The organism is Pontiella agarivorans (genome assembly GCF_034531395.1).
GTDB classification, from domain to species: Bacteria; Verrucomicrobiota; Kiritimatiellia; order Kiritimatiellales; family Pontiellaceae; genus Pontiella; species Pontiella agarivorans.
The window spans coordinates 353467-369693 of record NZ_JARVCO010000010.1 but is presented as its reverse complement, the minus strand read 5'-3'; the positions used below and the strand labels follow the sequence as shown (position 1 = coordinate 369693).

Here is a 16227-nt window from a genome sequence, read left to right as displayed (position 1 = left end):
GAAACGATGGACGACTCGACAAGCGCAATGTGATGTGATAGCACCAACGGCTTAATTAACCCAGATGATTCAGCATGGTGCAGCGAAAACATAGAGAAGCCCTTAAAAACGCAAAACGGATTGTGGTGAAAGCGGGCAGCAAGGTTCTGGTGGAACAGACCGGACGTCCCGACCATCAGCAGCTCAAGGCACTGGTGGACGAGCTCTCCGCCATCCGGAATGACGGCGGCGAACTCGCCTTTGTCTCCTCCGGTGCCGTCGGAGCGGGACTCGATGCCCTGAATTTTGCCCGCCGCCCGAAGGATATTCCGGACCTGCAGATGGCGGCAGCCGTGGGACAGATTTCATTAATCAGTGCCTACCACGAACTTTTTAAGGCCAACGGCGTGAACGTTGGACAGGTGTTGCTCACCCACGATGCCCTGAAACACCGTACCCGCCACCTGAATGCACGAAATACGCTGATCAATCTGATCAAAAACCGGGTTATTCCGATTATCAACGAAAACGACACCATCTCCACGAAAGAGATTAAATTCGGTGATAACGACGTGCTGGCCGCTCTGGTTTCGATTCTGATTGATGCCGATGCGCTTGTCCTGCTGAGCACGACCGATGGATTGCGCAACGGCGATGAGCGGGTCTCTTATATTGAAGAGGTCGACGATGATGTGCTCGCGCTGGTGGCCGATAAAGCCGACAATCTGTCGACCGGCGGTATGGCTTCGAAACTGAAATCCGCACAGATTGCCGCGCACAACGGAATTCCCGTGGTCATTGCCGATGGACGAAAGCCCGGCGTTTTGGCCCATATTTTCCAGGGACAGGACGAAGGCACGCTTCTTTTTCCAAAGGCTGGAAACATGTCCAAGCGAAAAAGCTGGATTGCGTTCTTCAACCGGGCAGAGGGCTGTGTGGTAATCGACGACGGCGCTGTTGATGCGCTCCGAAAAGGAAAAAGCCTGCTGCCGGTAGGCATCAAAGCGGTCAAAGGAAATTTCAAAACGGGCGCAATGGTTGATATTCAATCCCCGAGCGGCGAATCGGTTGCTCGCGGACTGGTCGAACTCCCGAGTCATGAAATCGATGATTTAAAGGGGCGAAAAACTGCCGGAAAATCCGGTGAAGTTGTTCATCACGATAATATGGTGATTCTTTAGGAAGGAACAAAAACATGGACATTAAAGAACAGGTACTCGAAATCGGTGCAAAGGCAAAAGCGGCTAGCCGTGAACTCGCCCGCCTTTCAACGCGCAAAAAAAATGCGATTCTGGAAGCCATGGCCGAAGAGCTGGACGCTCAGCGTGCACTGATCCAGCAGGAAAACCAGAAGGATCTTGAAGCCGGACGCAAAGCCGGACTGACCAATGCCATGCTCGACCGACTGGAGCTGACGGATGCCCGCATTGACAGCATGATTAAGGGCTTGCGCGATGTCGCCGTACTGCAGGATCCTGTCGGCGAGGAAATCAGCACCTGGAACCGCCCGAACGGACTGGAAATTCATAAACGCCGCGTCCCGATCGGCGTTATCGGCATCATCTTTGAATCGCGCCCCAATGTAACCTGCGATGCGGCAGCACTCTGCTTCAAAACCTCGAATGCCGTCATCCTCCGTGGCGGAAAAGAAGCCATTCATTCTAATCTGGCTATCGCCAAAGCCATGCAGAAGGGCGGCGAATCCAAAGGCATGCCGGAACACTGCATCCAGCTGATTCCCACCATCGACCGCGCGGCTGTGGAAGTGATGTGCCAGATGACCGATTATCTCGACCTGATTATTCCCCGCGGCGGCGAAGGCCTGATCCGGGCGGTCATGAAAATGGCACACGTTCCGGTTATCAAACACTACACCGGCGTCTGCCACACCTATGTGGATGCCTCGGCCGATCTCGAAATGGCCCTCCGGATTGCTGAAAATGCAAAATGCCAGCGACCCGGGGTTTGCAATGCCATGGAAACATTGCTCGTCCACCAAGATATTGCGGATGAATTCCTTCCGAAAATGGGTGGAATTTTTGACCAGAACGGTGTTGAGATGCGGGGCGACAGCCGGACCACATCGTTAATCGGCACCGCCATTCCGGCCAAAGAGGAGGACTGGCGCACGGAATATGTCGACCTGATCCTTTCCATTAAAGTGGTGGACGATGTCAAAGCGGCGATTGAACACATTAATACGTACGGCTCCGGCCATTCGGACGCCATTGTGGCCGAAGACGAAAAGGCCACCGTCCAGTTCCTGAACGAAGTGGATTCCGCCACCGTATATGTAAATGCTTCAACCCGTTTCACCGACGGCGCGGAGTTCGGTATGGGCGCCGAAATCGGAGTGAGCACAGACAAGCTCCATGCCCGCGGACCGATGGGGCTTGAAGAGCTGACGACCTATAAATATGTGATCGAAGGCGACGGACAGATTCGCGAATAAGGGAATCTTATTCGCTGACCGGACGGGGCTGCTCCTGCGGAGCAGTTTCCGCTTTTTCCGGATTGATACTCACCGTCTTGGTCGGATCGGTTTCAGTGACAGAGTACGCTTTGAGAATTCCCCGGCTGCTCCCATCCTCCGCCAAATCCCGAAGAACAAAAATAAAATCACGGATATGAAGATCATATTTCGTTTTTAGCGCCAGAATTCTTGCGCGCAACTCATCATCGTAGTAATGCGTAAAAATAAGCTCGTTGACTCCCTGCTCTTGAATCACCGACTCGAGTTCTTCAAAACTTCCCAGCACCGGATACCCGAAAACCGACTTGTGATACAGCGCCGGATTATCGTCAATCATACCGACAATTTTACGAGGAGCCTTCTGCTGATCCTCAAACGTTGCCTGACGCAGAAAAAGAATCGCATTCTCCCCTGCCCCGAGCATCAGTGTTTTCACATCCTTGTCAGATCCCACCGAACACCGCAGCCAGGCATTCATATCACGCGCAATACGGAGTGAAGACCGCATGCCGACAATGCCCGTAGAAGAAATAATCATATGCAATGTGAGCCCCAGCGCCAGCTCCTGACTGCTCAAATCCGAAGCCCACAGCAAAGCCACATAGGCCAGCGCTTCGCCGGCCAGTAACTGCAGAAAAAGAACCAGAAGCTGCGAGTTTCGGGACCGGGTCCAGACGACCCGGTAGATATTATAGAAAAAGAGCGTAGCAAATGGAATCGTCACACAGACCGCCAGATGCAGCATGGAAAAAGAGCGTTGCAGCACCAGGCCGAAAACAAAGTAGGTGGCAAACAGCAGACAGATAATATCCCATCCAACTGCCACCAGCATACCCACCAGATTACGCGGACGTCTGACCCCCTGCAGCACTACCTGCGTCGTAGTCCACAATTCAATCTGGGCAATTCGGCGAACTACCACGTGGAGAACAACAATCATGCCCACCATCAGCAATGCTGTCCGGTTATCGTTCATCGCCGTCATACCAAGAGCGATCAGACAAATGAAAATAGCCGCACCATAGAGGGCAATGGCCGCTTTCCTCTGCGTCATGCCGCTGCGCATCAGTTTATGGTGAATATGATCCAGATCCGGACCAAAAACCTTAGTCGCCACTTCATCATTCCGGATCATGGAAACCAACTTCCGGCCGATACGCCGCCACACCGCGAGAATGACATCAAATGCCGGAACACCGACGGCAAGCAACGGCACAACAAGTGCCACCACCATCTGCTGCTGCACATTGGCTTTCAGCGACACTGCGGCCAGCATGAAGCCGATAAACATACTTCCGCAGTCCCCCAGAAAAATCGAAGCCGGATTAAAATTATACCGAAGGAATCCAAGGCACGCTCCCGCGAGCGCAACCAGCACCAGCGCATCCGCAGGCTGACGCAGCGAAAGCAGCATACCGGCAAGCCCCGCGCTGGCAATCATCCCCAGTCCCGCACAGGCCCCATCCATTCCGTCAATCAGATTGAATGCATTAATCAGCAGTGCAAACCAGAATAACGTCGCGCCCAGATTGATAACCCACGGCAGCTCCATCCCCAAAAAGGCTTCAAATGAAAATCCGCCCAAATACATCAGCAACGCGACACCCAGCTGCCCCAGCAGCTTAAACCAGGCCCGCATGTCAAACCGGTCATCAAAAATTCCAACCAGCAACAGCAGCGTCGACCCCGCGAGAATAAAAATCCATTCCTTGAGCTGAGTGGATCCGGCAAGATTTCGCCAAGGCCCGAAATAGACCACGAGCAACGCCAGATGGGTGGCAATAAAAACCGCAATGCCTCCGCACCGCGGAATCGGCACCTTATGAATCCGGCGCTCATCCGGCTCATCCACCATCTTCAGCGCAGGGGCCAGCTTTTTCACCCACGGAACCAGTATCCACGAAGACACCAGACTCACCAAAATAACCACTAAATATTTAACCAATGATTCCATGTCGATCTACGGACTCCTCCCTGTCCTCGGCTCCTGCAATAAAATATCAGTAAACAGCAGAACCTGTGCCTAACCTCTTATTACGACTTACTGTAGATAGCCCCTTTGAAAAATGAAAGCGGTGAAACAGGGAAACATTTTTTTGGAATAGCCACCACTCAGGCGGAAACGAACCATATCCATACCGCTTTAACCGTGAAAAAATCCGCCGTAAACCGCCGTTTCCAAGGAGTTACGCATGCTTTGAAAAAAAAGTGAATATTTCCACTTGCGCGAATGAACGAAATGGATACTATATCCGCTCTTTCAACGGGGGTGTAGCTCAATTGGTTAGAGCGCCAGCCTGTCACGCTGGAGGTTGCGGGTTCGAGTCCCGTCATCCTCGCCATTGATTTGAAATAACGTTTTAAAGGGTCTGCTGAAAAGCAGACCCTTGTTTTTTTTCCACCCTTTCCGCCAGAGAACATAAGACCCCGCAGGGTTTCATCCGCTTTGTTTAAAAGACGGAAAATGGCGATGGAAATACAGAGGCGGAAGACGGGCACAAAATACCGTCTCCCCCTTGTATACAAAGACAAATAATCTGGTTTCGTCTTCTATACTGTCTTCCCGATATCCGGATCCGGATTTTCAGCATGCACTCGATGAGGGGCTCACCGGGTCAACACATTGATTTCACGAATCGCCACCGGGCTGCCGGGCGGAGTCTGAGTGCAGTGGATTCGGACAAAACGGGCCAGCGCAGTGAACTGATGATTTTTCTTCTGCCCTTTTTTCGAATTCGTTACCACCGTCTTCCAGTTCTGACCATCTTGAGAAACCTGCACGGTATATTCATACCGACCTTTCCGGCCCCACAGAATCGAGATACCGCCGATATCGGTTTCCTGCAGCAGGTCCATTACAATCCACTGCGGAACACGTTCTTGAGCAGCGCACCAGAAAGTGTCCGAATGGTTATCGAATGCATTTTTTGCCACATGGCCTTTGTGTTTCTGCTCACTGGACACAGTAAAGGCCGACACATCCACGGAACGCTCCTCGACAGTCTGCGTTTTCTCCCCGGGAACAGCAGAGGCACTTGTATTAAGAATCCATACGCAGGCATCTTTTACAATCTGCCCGTCTTTGATCCCCTTAACTTCAACCCGATTTTCTCCTTCGACCAGCGTCAGATTCGGCCAGACCGTTACTCCGTATGAACTTTTCGGGGCCGGATATGTTTTTCCGTTCAGCGTCAGTTCAATTTTCCCGCAGTTGGAATATACCTTCACCGGCGTCTGCGGATTGCTCCGCTCTATGAACCGCCGGCTGGTTATATAAAGTACCGGTTCGTCAGACCAGTTGGCTTTGTAGTAATAGAAGGGATCCTTACGCGTCTGACGGTCGTAAGTAATCAGCCCTTTGTTATTCAGGTTGATCCGTGAACCGCGGGTGACGCCCGGCCAGGAAAAATCGAACAGATTCCAGAGATAGGTTCCCCAGAAAAATTCACGTTCCTCGAGCATCGGCCAGACTTCCTCATGAATCTGGTTCATATACTCTTCCGGGAAAAAGCGTCCTTTGGTCGGATTTGGCTTTTTCGGCGGAATCTGGTGCTGATCAATACAGCCGCCGGCACCGTATTCGCTGATCCCGACCTTCAGATCCGGATGAGTTTTATGCAAATCGTCCGCCCATTTCTCCAAATCAAACCCACCATACCATCTTGGATATTTGTTCCAGCACACGACGTCAGTGATGTGATGTTTTTCGGACAGTTTCTGGTTGCTGCCCGCCGTGGTCAAACGGCCCGGATCCTCCGCCTTTGCCAAATCGTGCAGAATCTGCACCTTGTCGGCATCAATCCAGCACTCATTATAAAGCCCCCAGAAAAAGATCGACGGGTTGTTGTAATTCTGGCGGATCATTTCCACCAGCTGCTGCTTCGCATTTTCAAATGCACCGGCATACCTTTTAACATTCACGCCCTGCACCACAGGAATTTCGGCCCAGACAATCAGGCCATTGGTGTCGCACAGGTTATACATATCCGCAGCCTGCGGATAGTGGGCCAGACGAACGGTTGTGGCGCCGATCTCCATCATCTCCGCCACGTCGTGCTGATGATGCTTGAAAGTCAGCGCCGAGCCTTCATGTTCCCAGTCCTGATGCCGGCTGACGCCGTACATTCTGTATGGTTTTCCATTCAGAAAAAATCCGGTCGAGGCATCGACGTGGAAAAAACGCAACCCGAGCGGCTGCGTAACTTTATCCACAGCTATTCCACCGCGACGGACCTCCACATCGACCGTATAAAGATAAGGATTTTCACGTCCCCCCCAGAGAATTGGTGATTCTATGGTCAGATTCCGAACCATGGGAACAGTTTCCCCCGCACCTACCCGCACATGATCAACCGCCCGGGCAACCACTTTTCCGACGGCATCAATCACCTGAACAGACACTTCCATCGCAGCATCTGTCTTGAGTGCATTTGAGAGTTTTGCTGTAACCGTCAGCTCTGCACACTTTTCAGAAACACTGTCCTGCCGGATAAAAACACCAGGCGATGCATAATCAAGCGGCGTAATACAGGTCGGATCAGTCACCAGCAAAGCAACCGGACGGTAGATGCCGCCAAAACGGGTAAAAAGCCTGCTTCCATCCGGAACAATGTTCGGATTATCAGCATTATTCACCTTCACCATCAGCGTATTTTCACCATTCCAGTTGATCAGATCGGTCACCTCAAAGCAGAATGCCGTATAACCGCCCTCGTGCCGGCCGACCTTTTTATCGTTAAGAAAAACATCGGCTGACGCCAACGCTCCCTCAAACCGCAGGAACAGACGTTTCCCCCGCATGTCCGGCTGAACAGGCAAGCTTCGGCGATACCAGCCGACTCCCTGATAGTGTTCGCTGTTGATCTGGTTTTGGATCAGGTCGGTATTCCAGGTGTGCGGAACGGTTACCTCCTCCCAGACCAAATCATCGTCCGACGGTATCGCGGCATTATCCTGAGCGTCCTTACCGAACATCCACCCGGTTCCAAGATTCAGTGAAACGCGCTGCGCGCAGGTCAGCAGCGGCAGGCAAAGAAAAAGAAGTACAATCCGATTCATCATTATTTACACCTCAAGGGCTTAGGAATTCCATCATGGTCTGGTCTTAGCCGGCAACTGCACGCTCCAGTTTCAAGCATACGCCGGCTCAGAAGCTGAACACCGGCTTCCCGCTCTGGAATCAGAGCCCGTTACGGTCTTCAGCCCAAATTTCCAAGTTATTCCGACAATTTATACGGAATTCAACTCCCCCGATAGCAGGAAACAAGCAGAGTTTATACATTATTTTGTCACAGCCAGATCCGGACCGCACGAATCCAGATTCCCGCAAGATACCTTTTCAAATGCTCCCTGAAGCACGGACCGAAACAACTCGGGCAATTAAGCGGAAACCGCTTTTATGGAACCTTCCGGCCTGAATTTAAATCCATCAGCTCTTCAGCAAACGTAATTCCAAGCCGACGCTGGCCTTCCGCATTATAATGTACCTGATCGCCCTTTTTTGGAAAATCCGCCCATGACGGTTCGGTGGATGTCGCCACCATTCGGGTTCCGGGAACTTCTGCGGCCACGCTGGCCATCGCCCTCCGCACCGTTTCCGGTCCTAGCGGAAAATCATTTTTTCCACGCACCGGACAATTGATCTGACCAATGACAAACGGCATATCAGGCTGTCCCAGTTCGTTGCGATAGGCCGCAATTAAACGCTTCAGATTTTCCTCATAATGCAGAGCCGAAAGCTCCAGTCGCGAATCCTTCTCCCCCTGCATCCAGCACATACCCATGATTTCATATGACTTCCCTGCCTCTTCCAAAGCCTGGAGGTTTTTACGAATAGACCGCATGTGCTCCTGAAAAAGCTTTGTATTCTGCCGTTTTTCACCTTTTTCGGATGCCTTTGCTTTCTCCGCCGTCCAGTCCGGGCTCCACGCTCCATGCAGGGATGTGCCGCCGAGAGCCGTTTTGACCATTAGAAACTCCGCTTCGGGACTGTTCTCCGCAAGCGTCACCCCAATCAACAATTCAGGACCAAACGTCTGGCAACGCTTTCCCGCATCAAACCAGGAAAGTTTTTGAGGTTCCCGGCCCTGAGAACTGACATACACCCGGTCCGCAACAGCATTCACCCTTTCCTTCACCGTTTTATCCAGTTCGGAAAATTCACCCCGACCCGCCATATTTGACTGCCCCCCGAGCAATACGACATTAACAGGTGCCGCAAAGCCCGCCGCGCCCGTAAGAAAAAACAGAATAGATATAAAGATCCGCCTCATTAGCCAAACTCCAGATTATATTTTTCATTTTGTTTAAGCGTATTTTCCGGATGAACCCATCTTTAAAACAGAATTCGCAACCGTATTCCGACATCCCCCAATGCCAACACCACCTTGAGCACCGTTTTCCATTCCGCCGCCCCGTATCAAGATGCCGCATGGCATCGGAACATCCCCGCTTAAACATTTTATGCTCCCTCCCTGTCACAAAAGGAGAAAGATGCCGGCACGCCGAAAATATATGCAGAACCGCCAATCCCGGAACAGAAAATCCCGTTCCCGGCTTTTAAACGGAAACCCCGCGTAAAAATCATCCGGAAAAAAGACCCTATTGTTTGCATCTTTCCTCCTCCTTAAATGATTTCTGCTCTTCCAATGTCCGGAATACCGGCTCCAGACCGTCCATGTAACCGAAAAACGAGCCCCTTTTCCGGATGAAGTAATGCAAAGCAGCACAACCCGTCATACAAGAGGCAACATGTCAGGAATATGATAAAACTCGCCAAGCCCATCCGCGATATGAGAAATTATGCCTATGAAAACAGAATCCCGGATCCTAAACGTCGCCATCCTCCTGAATGCCAAGCTGGATTGGGGACGGAATATCATGAACGGAATTCTGGCATATGCCCAGGAAGTCGGCCCCTGGAAGGTCTGGATCAGACGGGATGCCCCCAATCAGTTTAATCATCTCCCTGAAAACTGGGAAGGCGACGGTGTTATTGCCCGGGTCTCATCCGAAACGCTCGCAAAAGAACTGACGGAACACGGCATTCCCTATGTTAACGTCGACGACAATCCCCTCCCCAATCTTCCTGCTCCAAGTTTTCTGACCGACGATAAAGCCGGAACCGAAATGGCCGCAGAATTCTTCATTGAAAAAGGATTCAGAACAATTGCACTGGTCGGCTCCATCCAAAAACCAACCAATCTTCACTATATCAATTCATTCAAACAGGCCTTAAGCAACCACAACATGCCCTGTCATTTTTTCGAAATCACACCAAACTGGACGGACGCCCAGCCGAAACTCTGCGCGTGGTTACAGCAGCTGCCCAAACCTGCCGGCCTTTTATGCCTGGGAATCAATGGAACCTCCCGGATTGTGAACCTGTGCAATGACCTCGGAATTTCTGTGCCGCACGATATCGCCATTTTGGCCAGCAATGATGACCAGATTGGCTGTCACTCCTGCTTTCCGCCGCTTTCCGGCATTATTTCACCAACCGAACAAATCGGGTATCGCGCCGCAGAAAAGCTTCACCGGCTCATGCTCGGCGAACCCATGAAACCCGAAACATTTTATATTCCGCCGCCAAGTATTGTTGAACGGCTTTCCACCGATACGCTGGCGGTGAAAGATCCCCGTCTCGTGAAAGCCATGCAGTTCATCAAGAAACATGCCTTCGAACCGATTACCATGAACGACATTCTCAAGGTCGTCCCCATGAGCCGACGCTCACTCGAACGGCGCTTTTCAGAAGTCTTCAAACACACGCCGAATAATGAGATTCGCCGTCTCCGTATGAACCGGGCAAAAGAACTGCTTGCAGAAACGGACCTGCCCATGGCCGATATTGCCGAAGCCTGCGGCTATTCCAGTTATAACTATCTTTCTCATGCCTTTCGTAATGCCACCGGGATCTCCCCATCGGCTTACCGCAAACAATTTCGCTAACCTCTGAATAAGATCCTTTTTCCGGCACACACGACAAATCGTCCATAAAAAAAACGGTGCGCGGAAAACAGGATCGAACCGCACACCGTTGATACCGAAAATGCCAAAAGGTCAGTTCAACCGAACCCTTAAAGCATGAATCGTCTGCGGATAAACAGAATTCCGGCTCCGCAGGCAGCAACCAAACCCAACGTAGCCGGCTCCGGAATCGCTACAATTTGGGCCGTTGGATACCAGCGGTTTGAATTTCTACTCTCATCAGCATCCCCATTGACCGCAAAGGTAATCACATCTCCGTCGGCCAACAGCCCAAGACTTTGAGTCCCGATCGCATTACCGTGAATGCCGGAAGTGACCAGCGTGCCGTTTTTAAAAACCTGAATAACCCGGTCGTCTCCTCCCATCGATCCAGACAGACGGGTTTCATAGTCTGTTGCCCACGCCAGATTACCCTCTCCGGTCTGAACGGTATACTGCATGATCAAATAATGGTCTAAACCGTCTGTAGATCCCGTGCCGGAATCAACGACAGCATCGTTACCTCCAATGCACCACGTAACCGTTCCGTCAGCAGTACCATTCATCTTCAACTGCGTATTGGCTTCCTGAGCCGAATTTAATGCATTGGTGTAATTTGCCGTTCCGGCAGTGACATCAGCCACAAAGCTTTTTCCCGAAGACACAAGCGCCGTAAAACTTCCGTCGTTCAGCATGCCAGAACCATCTGTAAGAGAAACTCCCGTGGCATTCCAGCCATACCACCATCCGGTCGCCATACTTCCGATCGTGTAATCAGCCTCCAGATCACCGATGATCAACTCAGCCTGCGTACTGATTGCGACCGACAATACCGTTGCTATAATCCAACTCTTCATTTTTTCTCCTTTTTTACACAAGTCGTAACCATAAATGTTACAGACACTTGTGTAAAAATAGAGAAACCAGGCACCCCTACATAGACGCTTTCACGCCAAGAACTTGACAATAAACGCCATCTTAGCGACATCAAACGGCATTAAAAACCGCTACTCGCCCTTTCGGCCAATCTGGCTTTGCAGCTCCATAATGGTCTGGTCTTTGCCGACGGCTTCAAGCTCGAGTTTCTGCACCCGTTTCTGCAGCTCCTTTACATCGGCCGGAAGATCCGAAGCGCCCGCCGTAATAATCAGTGCATTGCCGGATTTCGGTTTTTTTGATGCCGCAGTATACACCTGATCAAAGGCCATCGGAAGTTCCGCAGGCCTTGATTCAAAAGTCATCTCGGCCGGCTCCAGGCCTTTGGAATAAGCCTTTACCGTAATCTTACCCGGTTTCACAGTGGACCGAATGAGTGCCGTTGCCACCCCGAACTCCGTCTTCTTCGGATTTGCGTATGTCGTGGAATCCCCTATGATTTCACCTTCGCCTTCCACGACGAAGTGAATATATTCCGATGCCAGCACCTTTGGCGAACCATACTGATCCACCACCGTTGCACGTACCGGAATAAAATCGGAACCATCGGCGACCAGATCAACCCCGACACCGTCAAGGCTCAGAGCAATCCCCGTTGTGCGCTGGGCATAGGGTACCACCTGTGTCACCACCACCCGGCCATCAATCAGCCCTTCGGCCACGATATCCACATCCTTGAATTTTGATGCCCCGTCGCGATGTTTTTTAACCACCTGCCAGTCATACGCATTTTCAAAAACAAACGGCGGATGCGGCAGATCTTTCAAGGCTCCTGAACGTTCCGGTTGCCGTGTACCTTTATCTTCCCCGCAGATGGTCAGCCGCACTTCATCACAATTGCTGTAAATCACCACATCGGCCCCCGACACCTGCGTGTGCTCATGGGCAATTTTGATCATCGGCTGTTCTCCAAGATGCGGAATGTTATAATCCGGATCATACTGACTCATATAGAGATAGTGGGTGTAGCGCGGAATACGGAAGCCGTCCAGATGCCCGCCGCGGAACGGATCAGGATGATACCCGCGCTGATGATCGATTCCCGCCCACATGGTTCCGCCGATCTTGGCCGGAAGGGAGCCGAATGTGTGTGCCAGCGCAACCTCCTGAATACGCGACTGACGCACCATGGCATTTTCGCCCCACTCGCGTTTAATGCGCTGCCGGGCATTCTGTGAATACCAGTTATCCACCTCGCCGCCGTCCCCATATTCCCGATGAAACGAATTATGGTCTTTACCGTCACAGTTGTAATGGAAATCAAATCCGCCCTTTTCCGCTTCATGGTGGTCCGCCACAGTGAAAACGCTCGGGAAAGGATACTCCGCATGAGTAATTTTATGCATCGTATTCATGGCATAGTCCGGCTGCTGCGGAAATTCATTGATACACGTTTCCCACAGCAGCATCGAAGCCACATTCCGGTCTCGGCGCACCAGCTGGCGCGTATCCTCAAACAGACGCTCTTCAAAAATTTTCTGCTTAAAATTAAAGAAGTGCCAGCCCGGGTTGGCCGTCGTTGTCAGAATACCGTAATAATCGCACGCATCATAAAATGCCGGATCCATCGGATAATGCGCCGCGCGAATCACCGAACAGCCCCCGCGCCGCAGCAGCAGCGCATCGCGCCACTGTCCGGAATTGGGCAGCGCATTCCCCACGTAATTATAATCCTGATGCCGGTTTGCTCCGACAATTTTCCGACCGAACGGCTTTCCGTTCACATAAAATCCATCGGGCTTCATTTCAAATTTCCGAACACCGAAACGGGTTTTCAAGCCATCAACGACCTGACCGCCCACACGGATTTCTGTACGGACAAAATGCAGATTCGGATCATCCGGATGCCAAAGTTTCACATCGTTCAGCGAAGCCTGCTTTGCAAGCTGCCGGGTCTCGCCGCCCTTCAGCCTCAGCGACTGTCTGAGTTCTGCCACACGACGGCCCTCGGAATCCTCCAGGAAATTGCACACTTCAATATCAAGCGGCCGGGAGCTTTCATTAATCACTTCGGTCCGAACCTCAATCTCTGCATCATTCCCGGTCACCGACAGGGTAGCCGGAAAAACCCCGCCGCCGGCCACCGTATCGCTCAGTTCACGCAGTGTCACATGCACCGGACTCGTCTGGATCAGATACGTATCGCGATAAATTCCACCATGATATGAAAAATCGAGACCGCTTTGTTTTTTCCCCGGCGGATAAAGTGTGCTGTCCGAATTATCGGCCATCACCGCCACCACGTTGCCGGCCGGTTTAGCCCACTCGGTAATATCAATGGCAAACGGAAGGTAGCCCCCGAAATGCTCCGCCACATGCTGCCCGTTCACCCAGACCTGCGCCTCTCCCATCACCGCTTCAAAATAGAGATAAACCTTCCCATGTTTGGAACGTTTGCTCACATCAAATTTTTTGCGGTACCACGCTTTACCCTGATAATTCCGGCCGCCGCTGGCATTTTCCCCGGTAATCTCCAGGCCGTGCGGCAGATTCGCCGCCTCCCATTCCTGATCATCAAAGTCAACGGCTTCGGCCCCTTTCACATCGCCCTTATGAAACCGCCAGCCCGGATTAAAGTTCTGCACCGAACGCGGAGTGCCTTCAACCGCATAAAAACCCGCCGTCGAATAAACCGGCTGTTCCGCCCGGCCCGACAGACTGACCACCGCAACCACACCCAAAATCAAATATAACTTCATCATCCCAGCATCCTTTTTTACAAATTCAACCGATAAGGTATGCGCTTTCCGACTAAAAGAATATTGAACAAATCGCTTTTGTTATACGGTTTTTTGTCACACTGCACCTCCCCGCAGAGAATGAGAGGCTTTCAGCAGAAGCATTATATTGCGGACGGCGACCGGGACGGCTTCCCGAAGGCGCTCATCTTCATTCAATACTACGATTCATCGCTGAGCAGCAGACCGGTCAGCGCGGAGACATCTGCAGCTGCGAGCCACCTCGGAATGAACTCCGGACTTTCCGCACGACGGGCAATTTCAGCCAGAAAACGCAGATGCTGGGTCGGATCCTTACGGGAACCCAGCAACATGAAAACAGCATGGATGGGCTGGGACGCCCCGGGAAATTCCAACCCTTGGAAACTGCGGACCGCCACCATATGAAAACTGTCCACATCGTTTAATAACAAATGCGGAAGGGCCACCCCGGCATCCGCCGGCGTTTCTCCGAGCCGGTTGCGCTCCAGCATGGCCCCGAAAATGAGATCACGCGAAATACCGCTACGGTCAGAGAGCATGGCCGCCCCCCGACGGAGAATCGCTTCAGAGTCAATGGGTTCCGTAAGATCCATAAACCCGGCCTGCTGCACCAGCTCCAGATAAGGGTCATCGTTCCGCAGTCCGCGCTCTTTCATGATCTGCCGAAGTTCCGTACGCAGCCCCATGGCATCAGCATCGCGTTCGAGCAGCCGTTCACCCAGCCGTTCCGCCATTTTTGCCACAGCCCCGACGCGCGGTTCGACCCGCGGTTTTACGTAAAAATTATGCCAGACCACCCCGATGGCCATAAGCCCCAGGGCAAAAATGGAGGCGAGCAATCCCATTTCCGGAATCAGAACAACAGAAATCAGAATCCCGGTCACCTGTACCCAGGGATAAAGCGGACTCCGGAAACCGGGATCATAGCTTTTGATTCCGCTTTCGCGCATCACGATGACTGCAATGTTTACAAACGCAAAGACCAGAAGCTGAAACGTGCTGGCCAGTTTGGCAATACGTTCGAGCCCGGTCACCGCCACAACAGCCAGAATGACGGCCGATGTAAGCAAAATGGCGTTGATCGGCGTCTTAAACCGGGAAAATCCGGACATACACTCCGGAATGACCCGGTCCCGGCTCATGGCCAGCAGATAACGGCTGGCCGACATAATGCCCGCATTAGCCGTTGTGGCAAAAGCCAACACCGCCGCAATACTCACCAGAGTTTTTCCAAATGACCCGACTGCAATATCGGCGGCATCGCTCAGCGGGGTTAGACTGTTGTGGAGCAATTCGGCGGGCACAATACCCACCACAACGGTAACGACAGCTCCGTAGAGCAAAAGAATGGAAATCAGCGAAAGAAACATGCCCAGCGGAAGATTCCGATTCGGATTCTTCACCTCTTCCGCCATGCTCGCGACTTTGGTCACACCGATGTAACTGATAAAAACCAGGGCGGCCGTCGGCAGGAGTTTCTCCCAGCCGTCGGGCGCCATCGGCGTGTAGAATTCTACACGGATTGCGGGTGCCCCCTGAATAACAAGAAAGACGAGAATCGCCAGCAGACCGAGTACCATCAGCACCTGCAGACGGGTGGTTTCCTTGGCTCCGACCACGTTGAACCCCATGAAAATCAACCCGGAAAGCACCGCAATCAGCGTTATCGGCAGCTGAATGTAGGCCGCAAGATACGCTCCCAGACCCAACAGCGCTATCGCTGTTTTCAGAATCAAAGCAAGCCACACCCCAACGCCGTCAATCGTCCCGAACAAACCGCCCAGACTGCGGCTCACGAAAAAATAAGATCCCCCCGCCTTCGGTAACCCCGTCGACATCTCGGCCATGGACAGCATTGAAGGAATCAGAAAAAGGCCGGAAAGCAGATAAGCAAAGATGACAGATGGTCCGGCTTTCGAGGCGGCAATGCCGGGAAGCACAAACAACCCCGAACTGATCATCGCCCCGCTGCAAATCGCATAAACATCCAATACCCCGAGCTGCTTTCTGAGCGCCGTATCCATTTATCCCTCCAGATCACCGTTCTGCTCACGACCTACGCAGATTAACAGAGATGCGCGGCATCAGCAACGCTTAGCTGATTCGCAGGCCGCTCAGGACTTTCCGCAGATCAGGAGTTCTTTGAACCCG

Annotated in this window: 9 protein-coding genes and 1 tRNA gene; 4 read left to right on the top strand and 6 right to left on the bottom strand. The window is 52.1% G+C overall.

Annotated elements, in window-relative coordinates; all coding sequences use genetic code 11:
* Nucleotides 1-74: 74 nt before the first annotated feature.
* Nucleotides 75-1160 (top strand): glutamate 5-kinase, encoded by a 1086-nt coding sequence (proB, locus tag P9H32_RS09100; protein WP_322608586.1) that lies wholly within the window; start codon nt 75-77, stop codon nt 1158-1160.
* Between the two features lie 14 nt (nt 1161-1174).
* Nucleotides 1175-2431: a glutamate-5-semialdehyde dehydrogenase gene (locus P9H32_RS09095; protein WP_322608585.1), complete on the top strand. Its 1257-nt coding sequence runs from the start codon at nt 1175-1177 to the stop codon at nt 2429-2431.
* 7 nt (nt 2432-2438) lie between these two features.
* Here the strand turns inward: P9H32_RS09095 and P9H32_RS09090 are convergent, their stop codons facing one another.
* Nucleotides 2439-4406: a hypothetical protein gene (locus P9H32_RS09090; protein WP_322608584.1), complete on the bottom strand. Its 1968-nt coding sequence runs from the start codon at nt 4404-4406 to the stop codon at nt 2439-2441.
* A 311-nt stretch (nt 4407-4717) separates the two neighbouring features.
* Here P9H32_RS09090 and P9H32_RS09085 point away from each other — a divergent pair.
* Nucleotides 4718-4794 (top strand) — tRNA-Asp (locus P9H32_RS09085).
* A gap of 265 nt (nt 4795-5059) precedes the next feature.
* Here P9H32_RS09085 and P9H32_RS09080 read toward each other — a convergent pair.
* Both P9H32_RS09080 and P9H32_RS09075 read right to left on the bottom strand, forming a co-directional pair.
* Nucleotides 5060-7513, bottom strand: a complete 2454-nt coding sequence (locus P9H32_RS09080) for a glycoside hydrolase family 2 TIM barrel-domain containing protein (RefSeq protein WP_322608583.1) — start codon at nt 7511-7513, stop codon at nt 5060-5062.
* Nucleotides 7514-7848: 335 nt separating this feature from the next.
* Entirely contained in the window at nt 7849-8724 is an 876-nt protein-coding gene (locus tag P9H32_RS09075) for a sialate O-acetylesterase (protein WP_322608582.1), read from the bottom strand.
* Nucleotides 8725-9253: 529 nt separating this feature from the next.
* On the opposite strand from P9H32_RS09075, the gene P9H32_RS09070 reads away from it, so the two are divergent.
* On the top strand, nt 9254-10402 hold the full coding sequence (locus tag P9H32_RS09070; protein WP_322608581.1) for an AraC family transcriptional regulator: 1149 nt from the start codon (nt 9254-9256) through the stop codon (nt 10400-10402).
* A gap of 128 nt (nt 10403-10530) precedes the next feature.
* Here the strand turns inward: P9H32_RS09070 and P9H32_RS09065 are convergent, their stop codons facing one another.
* The 3 genes from P9H32_RS09065 to P9H32_RS09055 form a co-directional block, all read right to left on the bottom strand.
* Nucleotides 10531-11277, bottom strand: a complete 747-nt coding sequence (locus P9H32_RS09065; RefSeq protein WP_322608580.1) for a PEP-CTERM sorting domain-containing protein — start codon at nt 11275-11277, stop codon at nt 10531-10533.
* A 150-nt stretch (nt 11278-11427) separates the two neighbouring features.
* Entirely contained in the window at nt 11428-14058 is a 2631-nt protein-coding gene (locus tag P9H32_RS09060) for a glycoside hydrolase family 2 protein (protein ID WP_322608579.1), read from the bottom strand.
* Between the two features lie 197 nt (nt 14059-14255).
* On the bottom strand, nt 14256-16100 hold the full coding sequence (locus tag P9H32_RS09055; protein WP_322608578.1) for an amino acid permease: 1845 nt from the start codon (nt 16098-16100) through the stop codon (nt 14256-14258).
* Nucleotides 16101-16227: the final 127 nt, after the last annotated feature.

What these genes read in the sequence shown, in the direction of transcription:
- proB (WP_322608586.1), top strand. Translation starts at nt 75, where the DNA reads ATGGTGCAGCGAAAACATAGAGAAGCCCTTAAAAACGCAAAACGGATT.
- P9H32_RS09095 (WP_322608585.1), top strand. Translation starts at nt 1,175, where the DNA reads ATGGACATTAAAGAACAGGTACTCGAAATCGGTGCAAAGGCAAAAGCG.
- P9H32_RS09090 (WP_322608584.1), bottom strand. Translation starts at nt 4,406, where the DNA reads ATGGAATCATTGGTTAAATATTTAGTGGTTATTTTGGTGAGTCTGGTG.
- P9H32_RS09080 (WP_322608583.1), bottom strand. Translation starts at nt 7,513, where the DNA reads ATGATGAATCGGATTGTACTTCTTTTTCTTTGCCTGCCGCTGCTGACC.
- P9H32_RS09075 (WP_322608582.1), bottom strand. Translation starts at nt 8,724, where the DNA reads ATGAGGCGGATCTTTATATCTATTCTGTTTTTTCTTACGGGCGCGGCG.
- P9H32_RS09070 (WP_322608581.1), top strand. Translation starts at nt 9,254, where the DNA reads ATGCCTATGAAAACAGAATCCCGGATCCTAAACGTCGCCATCCTCCTG.
- P9H32_RS09065 (WP_322608580.1), bottom strand. Translation starts at nt 11,277, where the DNA reads ATGAAGAGTTGGATTATAGCAACGGTATTGTCGGTCGCAATCAGTACG.
- P9H32_RS09060 (WP_322608579.1), bottom strand. Translation starts at nt 14,058, where the DNA reads ATGATGAAGTTATATTTGATTTTGGGTGTGGTTGCGGTGGTCAGTCTG.
- P9H32_RS09055 (WP_322608578.1), bottom strand. Translation starts at nt 16,100, where the DNA reads ATGGATACGGCGCTCAGAAAGCAGCTCGGGGTATTGGATGTTTATGCG.